Below are 17252 nucleotides of genomic sequence, written 5' to 3' on the forward strand. Positions count from 1 at the left end.
ATTCGTTTTAAATATGATATTGACAAAGGGGTCCTTCCTCCTTAAAATGAAAATGATTATCAGCGTCAATTAGGAGGAACATCTTATGTCTATTTGGAGTAAATTTTTTCCGAAAATTAAAATAAATACAGTATTACCTTTCCTGCTAATCTTTTTATTAGTAGGCTGCTCTCAAGCAAACAATGGAGCAGAAGGAAACAAGGATCATCCTGACATGATCACGATGGCTTGGCCGAGAGATATTGGCGAAATGAATCCGCACGTATACAACCCATCGCAATTGTTTGCACAATCAATGATTTATGAGCCATTGGTCAGCTATCAAAAGAATGGAAAGCTAAAACCTGAATTAGCGAAATCATGGGATGTTTCAAAGGATGGCAAGGTGTATACTTTTCATTTAAGAGACAATGTGACGTTCTCAGATGGATCTGAGTTTAATGCTAACATTGTGAAAAAGAACTTTGATTCCATCTTAAAAAACAAGGATATACATAGCTGGTTAGGTGTTATAAAAAAAATCAAAAAGACAGAAGCAGTAGACAAGAAAACGTTTAAACTCACATTAACAGAGCCATATTATCCAACTGTTCAAGAATTAGCAGTTGTCCGCCCGGTTCGTTTCTTAGGAGAAGCAGGCTTCCCTAAAAACGGAGATACGTCAAAAGGGATTGAAAAACCAGTGGGGACAGGCCCTTGGGTATTAAAAACATATCAAAAAGATGACTATGCCATTTTCGAACGAAATGATCATTATTGGGGAGAAAAACCAAAGGTTAAAGAAATCAAAGTCAAGGTGATCCCAGATGCGGAAACGAGAGTCATGGCATTTGAAAAAGGCGATGTAGATGTCCTTTACGGAGAAGGAACCATTAGCCTTGATGCCTACAAACAGCTAGAGGCGAGCGGCAAGTATGAAACAAAAATGTCAGAGCCTGTAGCAACGAGACAGCTTGTCATGAACACAAAAGTGGATCAGCTGTCAGATGAGAAAGTGCGTCATGCCCTTCAATATGCTATTAATAAGAAATCAATGGTAGAAGGTGTCACCTCTGGCTTAGAGGATGAAGCAGATCACATATTGCCGACCAACATGCCTTACACATCTGATATTAAGGTGAAGTCTTTCCAGTATGATGTAGACAAAGCGAAAGCATTGCTGGATGAAGCAGGCTGGACACTTCCAAAAGGAAAAACCGTTCGTGAAAAAGATGGAAAAGCGCTTGAATTTAGTATGATGTATGACTCAGCAGAATCGATTCAAAAAGCGATGGCTGAGACGCTTCAAGCAGAATGGGGAGCCATTGGCGTTGGCGTCAAACTTGAAGGTGTGGAGCTGGCAACACAGGTGCAGCGCTTTAAAGCCAACAAATTTGATATGAACTTCTTTAGCAACTACGGAGCGCCTTATGATCCGCATACATTTATGAACGTCGTCTCATCAGATGGTTTTGGATTCAAAGAAGCCATCTCAGCCTATCCAAATAAGGACAAGCTGATCAAAGAAATGAGCGAAATTCCATCAACAACCAATGAAAACAAACGAAAAGCACTTTATTCGTCTGTGTTATCTTCATTACAGGATCAAGGGGCGATTGTGCCAATCTCTTATTTTAAAAAGACAGCCGTTTATCAAAAAAATGTGAAGGACTTTGAGTTCCCAGCAAATCGTGATGAACATCCATTCACAGGCATTAAGCTGAAGTAATAGAAGGAAGGTAAGGAAATGGGCCGCTATATCGTCAAACGCATGCTATCAATCATCCCTGTATTTTTATTAGCCACACTTTTTACGACTGGTATGATTCACCTTTCACCAGTTGACCCGGCTGAGGCATATTTAGCAGCGGCTCATATCCAGCCTACGGATGAAATTTTAGCGCAAAAACGAAATGAATTTGGTTTAGACCAACCGTTTTATATGCAGTATCTTCACACCATTGAAAAAGTCATTCACCTTGATTTTGGCCAGTCGTATATGTCGAACCAGCCTGTGCTCAATGAGGTGATCTATAGAATACCAGCGACGATTCAATTGGCGCTGACTAGTCTGCTGATAGCTATTTGTGTCAGCATTCCGCTCGGCTTTTTCAGCGGCATGAGGAAAAATGGCGTCGTTGATCATATGAGCCGGCTTATTTCTTTTTTAGGAGCATCTATCCCGACGTTTGTCTTGGGGTATTTGCTCATCTTCTTTTTTTCAGTGAAGCTCGATCTTTTACCAGTTGAAGGGGTCGGAACATGGGAGCATCTCATCCTGCCGTCGATCACACTGGCCGTCCCTTTAATTGCTACGTATACAAGGCTATTACGATCAAGTGTGAGTGAGGCGCTTCAAGAGCCTTTTGTTCAATATGCGAGAATCAGAGGACTAAAGGAACGGTCGATCATGTTCAAGCATGTATTGAGAATCGCGATATCGCCAATGCTGACAGGGCTTGGGGTGAATCTTGGCAAGCTGCTGACAGGAACCATTATCGTAGAGGCGGTTTTTTCATGGCCGGGGTTTGGGCGCTTCTTTATTGAAGCGATCTTTAACCGGGATCTGCCGGTCATTCAATTCTATGTCCTCATGGCAGCATGTATCTTTATCTTGAGCAGCTTGATTGTGGACTTGCTCCAGCTGATCATTGACCCCCGTATTTCCAGAAAGGAAGGCCGCCAGCCATGATGACAAAAGGAAAATATCTCTTCTCTCATCAAAAGATGATCTCGATCTGTGTGGTGCTCCTTGGTCTATTGCTGATTGTGACAGTATGTGCACCGTGGATCGCTCCACATGATCCGGCGGCTGTCAATCTAGCGATGAAGCTAAAGGGGTCTTCGTGGGAGTATCCTCTTGGGACAGATCAATTAGGCCGATGCAATTTATCTCGAATTTTATATGGTGCACGTGTTTCACTAGGCTGTGCGTTATTAATCTTTCTCTCTTCTTTATTGATTGGGTTAATCGTTGGTTTGTTGTCAGGTTACAAAGGCGGCTGGATCGATCACGTCTTGATGAGAATCTGTGACGGGATCATGGCATTCCCGAACCTGGTGCTGATTCTTGGATTAGTCGGCATCTTCGGTCCTGGACTTTCTCAAGTAGTGCTTGCCTTGATGCTGGTACAATGGGTATACTATGCTCGCGTCTTTCGAGGAATGGTGCTGAGTTTAAAAGAACAGAACTTTATTGCTGCCGCAAAAATCAGCGGGACGTCCCACTGGAACATCATGAGAAAGCATATGATTCCAAATGTCCTGCCGCCACTCGCGGTCATAGGTACACTCGAAATGGGCTGGGCGATTATGGACATTTCTGCGATGTCCTTTCTCGGATTAGGCGTTCAGCCTCCTATGCCTGAATGGGGGGCGATGATCCATGAAGGGAAGTCGTACATTCAAACGAATCCTCAGTTGATGCTATACCCAGGTCTTGTGATCATGGCTGTCGTGGTCCTCTTTAATTTACTAGGAGAGGCCCTCTCAGAGAAATATGGTATCAAACGCCGTGTGTAAAGGAATGATCGATGTGCAAGAGTCCATTTTACAAATAGAGAACCTGCATGTGCAGACGAAAACGCCTCATGGGACAACCTCTCTTATTCAGGACGTATCGTTTGAAGTAGGGCGTGGTCAAATCGTTGGATTAATAGGTGAGAGCGGCTGCGGGAAAACGGTGACAAGTATGTCGATCTTACATATGCTTGACCCGAAAACAACGGAAGTCACTGGCAGCATCACATTACAAGGACGAGAATTGATCGGTATGAGTGAAAAGGATATGCGCTCTATTCGGGGCAAAGACATCTCATATATTATGCAAAATCCAATGAACAGCTTTACACCAGTATGGACGATCGGTCATCAGCTGATTGAAACCATCCGCCGGCATACCGCTGTCAGTAAAAGGCAGGCACGAGCGAAGGCAATGGATGCGTTAGCGCAGATGAATCTGCCCCAGCCAGATAAGCTGTTAAACAAGTATCCCTTTGAACTAAGTGGCGGCATGCTGCAGCGTGTCATGATTGCCATGGCAGCCTGCATGCACCCGCCTCTTCTCATAGCAGATGAACCAACAACTGCTTTAGATGTACACACGCAGAAGCTGGTGCTTGAGCACCTAAATCAAATTCGTCATGAGTATGGAACTGCCATTTTGCTCATTACTCACGATCTTGGCGTCATTGCAGAAATGGCAGATCAGGTTGTCGTCATGAGACAAGGAGAAATGGTTGAAAAGGCAGAAGTGCTTGAGCTTTTTGAAAACCCGAAGCATGATTATACAAAGAAACTATTAGCAGCTCGTCCATCCATCCCAGCTGTTTGCCCGATTTGAGGTGAGAAGGCCCTTGCATTTATTAGAAGTGAAAGCAGTTAGTCATTCATACAACAGCCGGTCGTTTCTGATGAGAAAAAAAGGCGCAGACCAAGTCTTAAGCGGCGTCAATTTAATCATTGAAGAAGGCACATGCCTCGCATTGCTGGGGCAAAGCGGCGCAGGGAAAAGTACACTAGGCCGCATCATACTTGGTCTAGAGAAACCAAGAGCCGGTCAGGTCCTTTTTGAAGGGCAGGATATATATTGTGCAGATCAGCGAACACGCAAACATTATCGCCGGCATGTGCAAGCGGTGTTTCAAGATTCATATTCGGCGGTGAATCCAAGGTGGACAGTCGAACAAATTTTATCCGAGCCGCTTGAAAACTATGAAGCTATGGGCCGACAAGAACGCAAAAACGTGTTGATTCACTGGCTGGAAAGAGTCGGGCTCAGTGAAAAGGACTTGTCTAAATATCCGCATCAATTCAGCGGCGGCCAGCTGCAAAGGATCAACATCGCAAGAGCCTTATTGCTGCAGCCAAAGCTCGTCGTACTGGATGAATCCGTCAGCAGCTTAGACATGGTTACACAGGCTGTCATTTTAGATTTATTAGTAGAATTAAAGAAGGAACTGGGTGTCGCTTACTTATTTATTACACATGATATGACGGCAGCCTATCATGTAAGTGATCAATTGGCGATATTGGATCAAGGTGAACTTGTTGCTCAATTTCAATCAAAGGATGATTTCTTTTCATCAGAAGAGACAGCGGTGCAGAAAATGAGAGATGCAATGCTCGCAGACCATCCTTTGTCCCGAACAATTGGCAGACCGGTTCGGTAAATCTTCATTTCATCAACGCCTCTTTTAGAAGAGGCTATTTTTCATGAAAGGCAGGTGGCATCGTGAACCATCGAGCGTATTTAGCTTTGGCCATTCCTTTAACCATCTCAACGATGACCACCCCATTACTTGGAGCTGTTGATACAGCAGTTGTCGGTCAGCTCGCCAATCCCGCTTATATTGGAGGCGTCGCGGTTGGCAGTCTCATTTTCAGTACACTATATTGGCTCTTTGGTTTTTTGCGGGTGAGTACATCTGCTTTTGCCGCCCAGGCAAACGGGGCGCAGAGTGAGGAGCAGGGCGTACTTGCTTTTCTAAGACCTTTTTTAATCGCCATCATTGTCGGCCTTTGTTTTATTGCCCTGCAATGGCCAATTATTCAATCTGCTTTTCTAGTGATTTCTCCCGCTGCGGATGTCCGGCAATTTGCAGCAGATTATTTTCATATTCGTATTTGGGGTGCCCCGTTTACCTTGATGAATTATGTGATATTAGGGTGGCTGATGGGAATGGCAAAAATGAAAGAAGCCCTCTCTTTACAAATCTTGATCAATGTCATGAATATGGTCCTTGCCCTTCTGCTTGTTCATGTTTTTTCGTTTGCAGTCAAAGGGGTGGCGGCTGCGACATTGATATCTGAATTAACTGCCTTTGTGCTAGGCGCATGGATCATCATGAAGCATTCCAAAAACGGGTTCCAGATGCCTTCTCTTAAGAAAATCATGGATACACAGGCAGTTCAGAAAATGTTTCATGTGAATAAAGATTTGTTTATTCGGACGATTTGTCTGCTAGTGGTGATTAACATGTTTACAGCAAAAGGTGCTTCTTTTGGAACAGAGATGCTGGCGGCCAATGCCATCTTATTTCAAATTCACTATATCATGGCTTATTTGTTCGATGGTTTTGCCAATGCATCCAGCATCCTTGTGGGCAGATCAGTTGGTGCAAATGACCGTACCCTTTATGAAAGAACTTTAACTCTTTCGAGACAGTGGGCACTTGTCATGGCATGCGTCATTGCGTCGGTTTATTTTCTCTTAAAAGAGCCGATCTTGAGCTTGTTTACAAATCTTCCCCGGCTTCTTGATGTGACATTAGGCTATGCAGACTGGCTCGTTCTCTATCCGTTTGCCGCTTGTTTCGGTTTGGTCATATACGGCGTATTTACAGGTGCGACAGAAATTGCCCCTGTCAGAAATTCGATGCTGTTTGCGATGATCTTGTTTATCGTTGTTCAAGCAGCGGTCACGCCTATTTGGCACAATCACGGACTATGGTTTGCCTTTATCATCTATACTACCGGACGGTCTGGCTTTTTGATGATGTACAAATCAAGGCTGGATCAGAAGCTTTTCGCAAATGAAAAACACCCTTTGCCATCATGACAAAGGGTGCTCTTTTTCGTTCATTCATTCGCTTTCTTTTTTCACTTTTTGATATGCTTCATCAAGATGCTGAATACGCTTCAAGACCACAGCGTTTTTGGTCAGCTGGTCTTGTACAAGTGTGGACACCACTGAGCGGTAATAGGCATTCATGGCATGAATCTTGTCTTCATTTTGATTCATGGCGATGTGCTGTTTCAAGTTGTCAACAAAGTATGGAACGGAAAAAAGTTCAGACATGGGAATCACTCCTATTTCGTATATACGGTCCGTCAATCTTCATGTAAAATGATGAGAGGGAGGGGAGACAATGAGCCTTAATCTGCAACAAGAACAAGTATTAAAGCAGGTGCTCACACAAGAACTCAGGCAGGCCATTACGCTGCTCCAGCTGAATAGCGCTGAGCTTGGCGAGTATCTTGACCAGTTAGTGCTTGAGAACCCTCTGATTGAGCGGAAAGACACGGACAGCTATCAACCAGTTTATCATAAAAAATCTCAAGATCTAATGACAGAGCCGTATCGAACGCATCAAAAAGAAAGCCTGCAAATGTATTTAAAGAAACAAGCTATTGATTTGAATCTAAGTGAAAAGAATCAAAGGATCTTTGACTTTATGATCGAGTCCATTGATTCCAATGGCTATTTAAATGAACCGGTTGACGAGATGGCAGCTGTCTTAGAGGTGCCAGCTGAAGAAGTAGAAGCCGTCCTTCATCAGCTTCAATCGCTAGAGCCTGCCGGTATTGGCGCAAGATCATTACAAGAATGCATTCTGCTTCAGCTGAGAAGAAAAAAGGAGCGCTGGTATGAAGCCGAGCTGATCATCGACGAGCACTTCTTTCTCTTTGCAAGAAAGGCTTGGAAGGAAATCGCGGCGAAAACAGGCGTTTCAATGAAAACACTTCAAGCGGTACAAGATGAGGTGTCGCAGCTGGAACCAAGACCGGGCATACATTTCTCATATGAAGAGGACCCTGTGTATATAGAGCCAGATGTGACGATTACTGTCGTGCAGGACCACATCACATTTGAGCTGAATCAGCGCGCTTTTCCAGACGTTGAAATGAATGAAGGATACTTCGCCATGATTCAAGACCAGAAGCGGCATGAAGCATATGTGTATCTAAAGGAAAAAGAGCAGCAATACAATTGGCTTGTCCAAGCGCTGAAGCAAAGAAAACAAACGATGACCCATGTCGTTCGTGAGATTATCTTCCATCAGACAGATTTTTTCCTTACAGGGAAACATAAAATGAAACCGCTTACGATGAAGCGAATCGCAGATATATTGCAAGTGCATGAGTCAACAGTCAGCCGAACGGTGAAAGGGAAAATGGTGCAAACCCCTTATGGTCTCATGGAAATGAAACAATTTTTCCAAGCAAAACTAGAAGGACCTTCGCTGGAAGAGGCGTCCAGCTACACAGTCAAGACGCACATCGCAGAGCTGATCCAAACGGAAAATAAGAAAAAACCGTATTCAGATCAGCAAATGATGACGCAGCTTCAGCAAACCTTTGGTATCCGTGTGTCGCGGAGAACCATTGCGAAATATCGTGAACAAATGAATCTTCCATCATCTACACTGCGGAAGCGCCATGATTAAAAAGAAGTACTTGCCAGAAATAGGGCAGGTGCTTCTTTTTTGTTGAAAGCAAGGCACACAGAAGATTTTTTGAAAATTAAATCGGGGAGACGTCTGAACGGAAATTTTGGGGTAAAGTATAAGATAGGGCATGAGCCGATAAGGATAGACAACAGTGATGAGGTGAGACCAATTGAAATATAAACAAATCAAAACCAAAAAAATATATGAAGAAATTGCGGATGCATTAATCGAATTCATTCGTACAGGTGAGCTTCTTCCGGGGGAAAAATTAGATTCGGTTCAAGTGCTCTCAGAAAGCTTTCAAGTCAGCCGTTCCGCTGTAAGAGAGGCGCTGTCTGCTCTCAAAGCGATCGGATTAATAGAGATGAAGCAAGGGGAAGGCACGTATGTGAAGCAGTTCGATCCTGAACAGCTCGCATTTTCTTTATCTCCTGCATTTTTAATGAAGCAGCATGATGTCAGGCAGCTCCTTGAAGTGAGAACCATCATTGAAACAGGTGCTGTTAAAAAGGCGGCGCTGCTTCGGACGGACGATGACCTTCATCAGCTGCGTGATGCACTCGAACAAATGAAGCTGGCAGAAGCACATGAAGAAATTGGTGAAGAGGCAGATCTCACCTTCCATCTCGCCTTAGCCAAAGCCTCGAAGAATGATGTATTAAAGGTGTTAATGAATCAAGTCTCAACCTTGTTAGTAGAAACGATGCGGGAAACGAGAAAAGTCGTATTATTCTCAACGAAAGCCTCCATTCGGCAGCTTTACGAAGAACATGAACAAATTTACAAAGCCGTCATGGCAAGGCAGCCAGAAGAAGCAGAGAAAGCAATGCTTACGCATTTGAAAAATGTAGAAAATCTGCTCGGTGATGTGCTGCAAAAAACAGCAGAACAGTCAGATACACAATAAGCTGTGCCGAATGATGGCACAGCTCTATTATTGACGAGAAATATGTAGCTTTTTCATTCGATATTGCAGACTTTGCCTGCTCATGCCCAATAACTTTGCAGTCTGTGAAATATTATCGTCCATTTTTTCTAAGTAATGGACGATGTATTGTTTTTCGAATCGCTCCATTTGGGTTTGGAAATCAGTCGTCTGTTCTGGGCTTGTATAGACAAAGGTGTCAGCAGCTGCGGTTTGCTGCAGAGAATTTGTTTGCAATTGCGCCTTAGGACGGCCTTCCCCGTGCTTAAATCTAAAATGATAGGGAAGGTGATGCATGCTTAAGTCGTCTTCATCCATCATCATATTCATCCCCGCCTCAATCACATGCTCCAGTTCTCTTACATTGCCTGGCCAATGATACGCTTGGAAAAGGGCAAGTACCTCTTCGTCAGCCGTCTTCACCTTCATTTGAAACAGCTCATTATATTTTTGAATAAAATGATTCACAAACGTAGGAATGTCCTCTTTTCGCTCAGAAAGCGGCGGGATAAATAAGGTGACAATACCGAGCCGATAAAATAAATCCTTGCGCATGCGTCCACCTGCGATCGCATCAACAGGGTCCTCATTCATATTGGCAATGACTCTTACATCAACAGCGATTTCTTTTGTGCTGCCTAGCCTTCTCACGCGTTTCTCCTGTAAGACGCGCAGCAGTTTTGCTTGAAGAGGAGGATTTAATGAGTTGATCTCATCTAAAAGCAATGTTCCTCCTTGCGCCTGTTCAAATAAACCAGGCTGATCAGTTGCCCCCGTAAAAGCCCCTTTTTGTGTACCAAAGAGCAGACTTTCAATCAGATTATCAGGCAGTGCTGCACAATTTTGGGTAATAAATGGTCCAGATGACCGACTGCTGCCGTTATGAATGCTTTGAGCAAACAGTTCTTTCCCAGTCCCTGTTTCGCCAACAATGAGCACATAAGAAGAGGTGCGTGTCGCTCGTTTCGCATGTTCAATCACCTCTAAAAATGCAGGGCTTTGTCCAATAATGGAATCAAAGGTAAAGCGTGTGCTTCCTTTTTTCTTCATATTGTGATGAATCAGCCGTTCCAGCTTGGTCACATCATTTGAAATTTCAACTGCCCCTTGAATGAGGCCGTCTCGAACGAGCGGGTATGTATGGTTAATCGTTGTGATTTCTTTTCCGTTGTAATTATGATACGTCTGCTTGGCATGAACGGTTTGTTTCCCGGTACGAAGCGCTTGGACAAGTGTACTGTGCATCTCATCTTGAAAGGTGAAGAAGTCGAGTACATTTTTATGGAGAACATCAGAGCGTTTTAAAGACTCAATCTCCATCATTTTTTTATTATAAACAACCGTATGGCCATTCTCGTCAATTGCATGAACCCCGACATCAATTAAATCGAGCATTTGTTTATACAAATCAATCTCATTTTCAAGCTTTGCGGCATGCAGATCTTTTTTCACTTGTGCCACCTCCTGACGTTACCTCTATTTTACATGAAAAATTTTGCGGTTTCCTCTAAAAAATTTGGCATGCGCAAAGAAATTTTGCGTAAATAATGAGGTAGACCCTCATGATCAAGCAGTCAGAAAGTTGGCACGATCCTTGCATAACATATGGATGAAGATGAACCCAATTGAAAGAAGCTACCTTACAGAAGGAGGAATAGATGATGACACAGACAAATGAATTGATTCAACAAACAGAACAATATGGAGCGGCAAACTATCATCCGCTGCCAATTGTGATTTCAGAGGCTGAGGGAGTGTGGGTGACAGACCCTGAAGGCAATCGATATATGGATATGCTCAGTGCGTATTCCGCAGTGAACCAAGGACATCGCCATCCCCTCATTATTGAGGCGCTCAAAAAACAAGCAGACCGTGTGACACTCACCTCGAGAGCTTTTCATAATGATCAGCTTGGTCCTTGGTATGAAAAAATTTGCAAACTGACAAATAAAGACATGGCACTGCCAATGAATACTGGTGCTGAGGCTGTAGAAACCGCTGTAAAAGCAGCAAGACGCTGGGGCTATGATGTTAAGGGAATCGAAGAGAATCGTGCAGAAATCATTGCGTGTGTTGGCAATTTCCATGGGAGAACGATGACGGCTGTGTCTCTTTCCTCTGAAGCAGAATACCAAAGAGGCTTCGGTCCAATGCTTCCCGGAATAAAACTGATTCCTTACGGAGATATTGAAGCGTTACGTGAAGCTATCACACCACAGACAGCGGCTTTCCTCATAGAACCGATTCAAGGAGAAGCGGGAATTGTCATGCCGCCAGAAGGCTTCTTGAAAGATGCCAAGGCGCTTTGTGAGAAAGAACATGTGCTGTTCATTGCGGATGAGATTCAAGTGGGGTTAGCACGAACAGGTAAGATGTTTGCGTGTGACTGGGAAGACATTGAGCCAGATATGCTGATCCTCGGGAAAGCTTTAGGCGGCGGCGTCTTTCCAATCTCGTGTGTCGTAGCAAACCGCGATATATTAGGCGTGTTTAACCCTGGTTCTCATGGGTCTACCTTCGGAGGAAATCCTCTTGCGTGTGCGGTGTCGCTTGCTGCACTGGATGTTTTAATCGACGAAAAGCTTGCAGCACGTTCCATGGAGCTTGGCGAATACTTCAAAGACAAACTATCACGCATTCAAAGCCCTGTGATTAAGGAAGTGCGCGGCCGCGGATTATTTATAGGAATGGAGCTGACAGAGGCAGCTAGACCTTATTGTGAAAAGCTGAAGCAAGCAGGATTGTTATGTAAAGAAACCCATGAGACAGTTATCCGTTTTGCACCGCCGCTGACCATTTCAAAAGAAGATTTAGACTGGGCAATTGGTCATATTGAAGCACTGTTTCAAGCCTAAATGCCAAAGGGGGAGGAACCTTCACTTTCTCCCTTTCTTTTTCAACGAACAGCGAATTTTGTCAAAGGATGATGAATAGAAGAAAGAAAGTGGGGAAGTGGATTTGAAGCAAGAACAGCATAATGAACTAGAGCGTTCCATGAAAAGCAGACATCTCTTTATGATTGCCTTAGGCGGCGTCATCGGTACGGGCCTTTTCCTTGGATCAGGATTGATTATCCATCAGGCAGGACCTGGCGGAGCCATTCTATCGTTTATCATTGGCGGACTGTTAATGTATTTGGTCATGCTGTGTCTTGGAGAATTAGCAGTGGCGATGCCGACAGCCGGTTCCTTTCAGGAGTATGCAACCAAATATATAGGCCCGTCCACAGGCTTTATGATCGGCTGGCTGTATTGGTTTAGCTGGGCGTGTACGATTGGACTGGAGTTTACGTCAGCAGGCATATTGCTCCAAAGGTGGTTCCCAGATATCCCGGTTTGGCTCTGGTGCCTAGCATTTAGTGTGATATTATTTGCCGTGAATGCCATCTCAGCTCGCAGCTTCGCTGAAACGGAGTTTTGGTTTTCAGCTATCAAGGTCGCTGCCATCCTATTGTTTATTATCATCGGAATTGGCGCAATTTTCGGAATGATTCATTTAAAAGGCGGAGAACCAGCCCCTTTATTTCGTCATTTGACAGATCATGGCGGACTATTTCCTAATGGTGTTTTTGCTATTTTATTAACCATGGTCACGGTCAATTTCTCCTTCCAAGGAACAGAACTTGTAGGGATCGCAGCAGGTGAGAGTGAAAGCCCTGAAAAAACATTGCCTCGATCGATACGAAATATTATTTGGAGAACAATGGTCTTTTTCGTTTTATCAATTGCGGTTCTTGCCGCACTTCTTCCATGGCAGACAGCAGGCACTGTTGACAGTCCGTTTGTGGTCGTGCTGGACAAGGTCGGCATCCCATATGCTGCAGATATCATGAATTTTATTATCATCACAGCTGTCTTATCTGTAGCAAACTCTGGATTATATGCATCATCACGTATGCTTTGGTCGCTTTCAAAGGACGGGAAAGGACCTGGCTTTACGAAAAAGCTGTCCAAGCGTAAAATCCCGATCAATGCATTATTGGTGACAATGGGTGTATCCGCTTTATCCCTGCTCACAAGTGTTGTGGCACCAAAAACGGTGTATGTGTGGCTCATTTCGATTTCCGGAATGGTTCTAGTTGTGGTGTGGATGTCCATTTGTTTGTCTCAGTATTTCTTTAGAAAACAATTCATAAAAGCGGGTGGAGATGTAAAGGATCTCGTCTTCCGTACACCGCTCTATCCATTTGTGCCATTGGCAGGCTTCATCGCATTTGGCATCGTTCTCATCAGCCTATTCTTTATTGAGGATCAGCGGATTGGCCTTTATTGCGGCGTTCCGTTCATGGCTGTCTGCTACATCATTTATTATTTCAAAATCAAACCGAAGGAAGAGGCAAAGCGTTTCACCGAAGAGGAAGGAACCATCCCAAAAACTTAAAAGACCAACTATATCAACAAAATGTGCATGCGGATCTCACACGCATGCACATTTTCAATGGTGAATTCATTGAATATAGAAGAAAATAAATATTTTGAAAAGAAATATCATAGCAAGAACCTTGATGACAAGCAGGTTATCGGTGAAAATGTGTCTATTTTTTGTCTAAATGTGTTTGTAAGAGTTGAAAATGCAAGATTATCCTGTTAAAATATTAAAGAAAGCAGGGATTGATTTTTTTTGGCTGTGGCGGGACGTTTTTTGTCACAGTGGGACGTTTTTAGTCCAACGTGAAAAGAAAGGGTCGTTAGCCATGAATCGTTTATTGGAAGCTCAAAAAAAATTATTGCCAGATCTTCTCATCGTTATGCAAAAACGCTACGACATTTTGCAATACATCAGGTTAGCTGAACCAATCGGCCGCAGAAGCCTTGCGACGAGCCTAGGTCTCAGTGAGCGCATCTTAAGAGCTGAAGTTCAGTTTCTAAAAGAACAAAACCTGCTGGATGTCAAAACGAGCGGCATGATGCTGACGAGTGAAGGCCACGCTTTGCTTGAAATGCTTGAAGGAATGATGAAGGACGTTTTAGGTTTAACCTTTTTGGAAAATACATTAAAGAGGAAGTTAGGCCTAGAAGAAGTCATCATCGTTTCTGGTGACAGTGACGAATCCCCGTGGGTGAAGCAAGAAATGGGAAGAGCTGCTGTCCAATGTATGAAAAAAAGGTTTACTGGAAATAATATCGTCGCCGTCACTGGCGGAACGACGATGGAAGCCGTTGCCGAAATGATGACCCCTGATGCCAAAAACAGAGGCATGATGTTTGTCCCTGCGAGAGGCGGTCTTGGGGAGAATGTAAAAAATCAGGCAAACACCATTTGTGCCCACATGGCTGAAAAAGCTTCCGGTACTTACAAACTGCTGTTTGTTCCAGGGCAGCTGTCAGAAGGTGCTTACTCTTCTATTATTGAAGAGCCGTCAGTCAAAGAAGTGCTTCACACGATTAAATCATCCACGATGCTCATTCATGGGATCGGTGAAGCAAAAACAATGGCGATGAGACGAAATACACCAGCTGAAGATTTAAAAAAGATTGATGAGCATGACGCAGTGACAGAGGCCTTTGGCTATTACTTTAATCGTGATGGTGAGGTCGTCCACAAAGTGCACTCCGTCGGCATGCAGCTAGATGATTTAGAAAGCATTCCACACATCATTGCTGTTGCAGGTGGATCATCAAAGGCAGGGGCCATTGAAGCTTATTTCAAAAAACCCCGCCGAACGGTTCTCGTCACAGACGAAGGAGCCGCAAAAGAGTTATTAAGGGAGTCAATTGATCCCTCAATATAAAACATTGTTACCTATAAAAGGAGGAAACATCATGGCAGTAAAAGTCGGTATTAACGGATTTGGACGTATTGGACGTAACGTATTTCGTGCAGCATTAAACAATCCTGAAGTTGAGGTAGTAGCGGTTAACGATCTAACAGACGCTAACATGCTTGCACACCTTTTACAATATGACTCTGTTCACGGAAAACTAGATGCAGAGGTTTCTGTAGACGGTACAAACTTAGTAGTGAACGGTAAAACAATCGAAGTATCAGCTGAGCGTGACCCTGCGAAATTAAGCTGGGGTAAACAAGGCGTAGAAATCGTTGTTGAATCTACTGGATTCTTCACAAAACGTGCAGACGCTGCAAAACACTTAGAAGCTGGCGCTAAAAAAGTCATCATCTCTGCTCCTGCTAACGAAGAAGATATCACAATCGTTATGGGTGTAAACGAAGACAAATACGATGCAGCTAGCCACGATGTCATCTCTAATGCATCTTGTACAACAAACTGCTTAGCTCCATTTGCAAAAGTACTTAACGATAAATTTGGTATCAAACGCGGTATGATGACAACTGTTCACTCATACACAAATGACCAACAAATTCTTGATCTTCCGCACAAAGACTACCGTCGTGCTCGTGCAGCTGCGGAAAACATCATCCCAACTTCTACAGGTGCTGCGAAAGCTGTTTCACTTGTATTGCCTGAACTTAAAGGTAAATTAAACGGTGGCGCTATGCGTGTTCCAACACCTAACGTTTCTTTAGTTGACCTTGTGGCTGAATTAAACCAAGATGTAACAGCTGAAGATGTAAATGCAGCACTTAAAGAAGCAGCTGAAGGAGAACTTAATGGAATCCTTGGCTACAGCGAAGAGCCATTAGTATCTGGTGACTACAATGGTAATGCAAACTCTTCAACAATCGATGCTCTTTCTACAATGGTGATGGAAGGCAGCATGGTGAAAGTCATTTCTTGGTACGATAACGAGAGTGGATATTCTCACCGCGTTGTTGACCTTGCAGCTTACATTGCAAAACAAGGTCTTTAATTTTTCACACTGAAGGAACTCACTTGGTTCTTTCCTAGAGACACGATATAATGAAGACGGACAAGGGAAGGGGAAGCATCCCTTTCCCTTTTTCTCTGTTTTTATCCGTTCTGCACGATTTCTCGTTTTGATGAGGGCAAAATGGGAAAAGGATAAAGAGAGACTTGTCCAATGCGTAAGGAAACCAGAATAAAGGAGGATCTCCTGACGAGCATGAATAAGAAATCAGTAAAAGACATTGACGTAAAAGGTAAAGTTGTGTTCTGCCGCGTAGATTTTAACGTTCCAATGAAAGACGGAGAAGTGACGGATGATACTCGTATTCGCGCAGCATTACCAACGATTGAGTATTTAACAGGACAAGGCGCAAAGGTACTGCTAGCTAGTCATTTGGGTCGTCCGAAGGGTCAAGTTACTGAAGAACTGCGTCTGACACCTGTGGCAAAACGTCTGCAAGAGCTTCTTGGACAAGAAGTGAAAAAAGCGGATGAAGCTTACGGAGACAACGTGAAAAAGCAAATCTCTGACTTAAAAGAAGGAGATGTGCTAGTGCTTGAAAACGTTCGTTTCTATCCTGGTGAAGAAAAGAACGATCCTGAATTATCAAAAGCATTTGCTGATTTAGCCGATGTGTATGTCAATGATGCGTTCGGTGCTGCACACCGTGCACATGCATCCACTGCTGGTATTGCAGCATATCTTCCGGCTGTTTCGGGCTTCCTCATGCAAAAAGAGCTTGAGGTTCTAGGAAAAGCCATTTCAAACCCTGATCGTCCATTTACAGCGATTATCGGTGGTGCAAAAGTAAAGGATAAAATCGGTGTGATTGAAAGTCTTCTGGATAAAGTGGACAACCTCATCATCGGCGGCGGACTTGCTTACACATTTGTGAAAGCACTTGGCCACGAAGTAGGAAAATCTTTATTAGAAGAAGACAAAGTAGATTTAGCGAAATCCTTTATGGACCGTGCAAAAGAAAAAGGCGTGAACTTCCTGATTCCAACAGATGTTCTGGTAGCCGACGACTTTTCAAATGATGCGAATACAAGCATTGTGCCAATCTCTGAAATTCCAAGTGATCTAGAAGCACTTGATATTGGAACAGAGACAAGAGAGAAGTATGCTGATGTCATTAAAAACAGCAAACTTGTTGTCTGGAACGGACCAATGGGTGTATTTGAAATTGATGCATTCGCTAAAGGAACAAAAGCAATCGCAGAAGCACTGGCAGAAGCAAAAGATACATATTCTGTCATTGGCGGTGGAGACTCAGCAGCAGCTGTTGAGAAGTTTGGTCTTGCTGATCAGATGAGCCATATTTCTACAGGCGGCGGCGCTTCACTTGAATTTATGGAAGGCAAAGAGCTTCCAGGTGTTACTGCATTAAACGATAAATAAGACCAAAAC

15 protein-coding genes are annotated in these 17252 nt (G+C 43.7%); 13 read left to right on the forward strand and 2 right to left on the reverse strand.

What is annotated here, in order from left to right:
• Nucleotides 1-85: 85 nt before the first annotated feature.
• The 6 genes from nikA to C6Y03_RS06770 all read left to right on the forward strand — a co-directional run bounded on the left by nikA (nt 86) and on the right by C6Y03_RS06770 (nt 6538).
• Nucleotides 86-1708 carry a nickel ABC transporter substrate-binding protein gene (gene nikA / locus C6Y03_RS06745; RefSeq protein WP_060597333.1) on the forward strand — a complete coding sequence of 541 codons (1623 nt, stop codon included), beginning with the start codon at nt 86-88 and terminating at the stop codon, nt 1706-1708.
• Between the two features lie 18 nt (nt 1709-1726).
• A complete protein-coding gene (nikB, locus tag C6Y03_RS06750) occupies nt 1727-2671 on the forward strand; it encodes a nickel ABC transporter permease subunit NikB (RefSeq protein WP_066030350.1) in 945 nt (314 codons plus the stop codon).
• On the forward strand, nt 2668-3501 hold the full coding sequence (nikC, locus tag C6Y03_RS06755) for a nickel ABC transporter permease subunit NikC (protein WP_034660032.1): 834 nt from the start codon (nt 2668-2670) through the stop codon (nt 3499-3501). Before nikB ends, nikC begins: the two co-directional genes overlap by 4 nt.
• A gap of 4 nt (nt 3502-3505) precedes the next feature.
• The gene (gene nikD, locus C6Y03_RS06760) at nt 3506-4321 is read left to right on the forward strand and encodes a nickel import ATP-binding protein NikD (protein WP_060597720.1); all 816 of its coding nucleotides are present in this window, start codon (nt 3506-3508) and stop codon (nt 4319-4321) included.
• 13 nt (nt 4322-4334) lie between these two features.
• Nucleotides 4335-5150: an ABC transporter ATP-binding protein gene (locus tag C6Y03_RS06765; protein ID WP_060597331.1), complete on the forward strand. Its 816-nt coding sequence runs from the start codon at nt 4335-4337 to the stop codon at nt 5148-5150.
• Between the two features lie 62 nt (nt 5151-5212).
• Nucleotides 5213-6538, forward strand: coding sequence for an MATE family efflux transporter (locus C6Y03_RS06770; protein WP_060597330.1), 1326 nt, complete (start codon nt 5213-5215; stop codon nt 6536-6538).
• Nucleotides 6539-6562: 24 nt separating this feature from the next.
• On the opposite strand, the gene yvfG is transcribed toward C6Y03_RS06770, so the two are convergent.
• A complete protein-coding gene (gene yvfG, locus C6Y03_RS06775; RefSeq protein ID WP_003213121.1) occupies nt 6563-6778 on the reverse strand; it encodes a protein YvfG in 216 nt (71 codons plus the stop codon).
• Between the two features lie 70 nt (nt 6779-6848).
• On the opposite strand from yvfG, the gene rpoN reads away from it, so the two are divergent.
• Both rpoN and C6Y03_RS06785 read left to right on the forward strand, forming a co-directional pair.
• A complete protein-coding gene (rpoN, locus tag C6Y03_RS06780; protein WP_106039062.1) occupies nt 6849-8147 on the forward strand; it encodes an RNA polymerase factor sigma-54 in 1299 nt (432 codons plus the stop codon).
• 172 nt (nt 8148-8319) lie between these two features.
• Nucleotides 8320-9057: a FadR/GntR family transcriptional regulator gene (locus C6Y03_RS06785; protein WP_106039063.1), complete on the forward strand. Its 738-nt coding sequence runs from the start codon at nt 8320-8322 to the stop codon at nt 9055-9057.
• 27 nt (nt 9058-9084) lie between these two features.
• Here the strand turns inward: C6Y03_RS06785 and C6Y03_RS06790 are convergent, their stop codons facing one another.
• Nucleotides 9085-10527, reverse strand: coding sequence for a sigma-54 interaction domain-containing protein (locus tag C6Y03_RS06790; RefSeq protein ID WP_106030514.1), 1443 nt, complete (start codon nt 10525-10527; stop codon nt 9085-9087).
• A gap of 209 nt (nt 10528-10736) precedes the next feature.
• Between C6Y03_RS06790 and C6Y03_RS06795 the strand changes: the two genes are divergently transcribed.
• From C6Y03_RS06795 to C6Y03_RS06815, 5 genes are all read left to right on the forward strand, one after another.
• Nucleotides 10737-11930: an ornithine--oxo-acid transaminase gene (locus C6Y03_RS06795; RefSeq protein ID WP_060597328.1), complete on the forward strand. Its 1194-nt coding sequence runs from the start codon at nt 10737-10739 to the stop codon at nt 11928-11930.
• Between the two features lie 139 nt (nt 11931-12069).
• Entirely contained in the window at nt 12070-13455 is a 1386-nt protein-coding gene (locus C6Y03_RS06800) for an amino acid permease (protein ID WP_223251085.1), read from the forward strand.
• A 313-nt stretch (nt 13456-13768) separates the two neighbouring features.
• Nucleotides 13769-14806 carry a sugar-binding transcriptional regulator gene (locus C6Y03_RS06805; RefSeq protein WP_066030357.1) on the forward strand — a complete coding sequence of 346 codons (1038 nt, stop codon included), beginning with the start codon at nt 13769-13771 and terminating at the stop codon, nt 14804-14806.
• A 31-nt stretch (nt 14807-14837) separates the two neighbouring features.
• Nucleotides 14838-15845, forward strand: a complete 1008-nt coding sequence (gene gap / locus C6Y03_RS06810; protein WP_012011304.1) for a type I glyceraldehyde-3-phosphate dehydrogenase — start codon at nt 14838-14840, stop codon at nt 15843-15845.
• Nucleotides 15846-16058: 213 nt separating this feature from the next.
• Nucleotides 16059-17243 carry a phosphoglycerate kinase gene (locus C6Y03_RS06815; RefSeq protein WP_034660025.1) on the forward strand — a complete coding sequence of 395 codons (1185 nt, stop codon included), beginning with the start codon at nt 16059-16061 and terminating at the stop codon, nt 17241-17243.
• Nucleotides 17244-17252 lie beyond the last annotated feature (9 nt).

Origin of the sequence: Bacillus sp. LNXM65 (assembly GCF_002998575.1) — a bacterium.
Taxonomy (GTDB): Bacteria; Bacillota; Bacilli; order Bacillales; family Bacillaceae; genus Bacillus.

Excerpts from the sequence above, each read along its gene's own strand:
- nikD (WP_060597720.1), top strand. The coding sequence starts at position 3,506 with ATGATCGATGTGCAAGAGTCCATTTTACAAATAGAGAACCTGCATGTG.
- C6Y03_RS06805 (WP_066030357.1), top strand. The coding sequence starts at position 13,769 with ATGAATCGTTTATTGGAAGCTCAAAAAAAATTATTGCCAGATCTTCTC.
- rpoN (WP_106039062.1), top strand. The coding sequence starts at position 6,849 with ATGAGCCTTAATCTGCAACAAGAACAAGTATTAAAGCAGGTGCTCACA.
- gap (WP_012011304.1), top strand. The coding sequence starts at position 14,838 with ATGGCAGTAAAAGTCGGTATTAACGGATTTGGACGTATTGGACGTAAC.
- yvfG (WP_003213121.1), bottom strand. The coding sequence starts at position 6,778 with ATGTCTGAACTTTTTTCCGTTCCATACTTTGTTGACAACTTGAAACAG.
- nikB (WP_066030350.1), top strand. The coding sequence starts at position 1,727 with ATGGGCCGCTATATCGTCAAACGCATGCTATCAATCATCCCTGTATTT.
- C6Y03_RS06800 (WP_223251085.1), top strand. The coding sequence starts at position 12,070 with ATGAAAAGCAGACATCTCTTTATGATTGCCTTAGGCGGCGTCATCGGT.
- nikC (WP_034660032.1), top strand. The coding sequence starts at position 2,668 with ATGATGACAAAAGGAAAATATCTCTTCTCTCATCAAAAGATGATCTCG.
- C6Y03_RS06795 (WP_060597328.1), top strand. The coding sequence starts at position 10,737 with ATGACACAGACAAATGAATTGATTCAACAAACAGAACAATATGGAGCG.
- C6Y03_RS06815 (WP_034660025.1), top strand. The coding sequence starts at position 16,059 with ATGAATAAGAAATCAGTAAAAGACATTGACGTAAAAGGTAAAGTTGTG.
- nikA (WP_060597333.1), top strand. The coding sequence starts at position 86 with ATGTCTATTTGGAGTAAATTTTTTCCGAAAATTAAAATAAATACAGTA.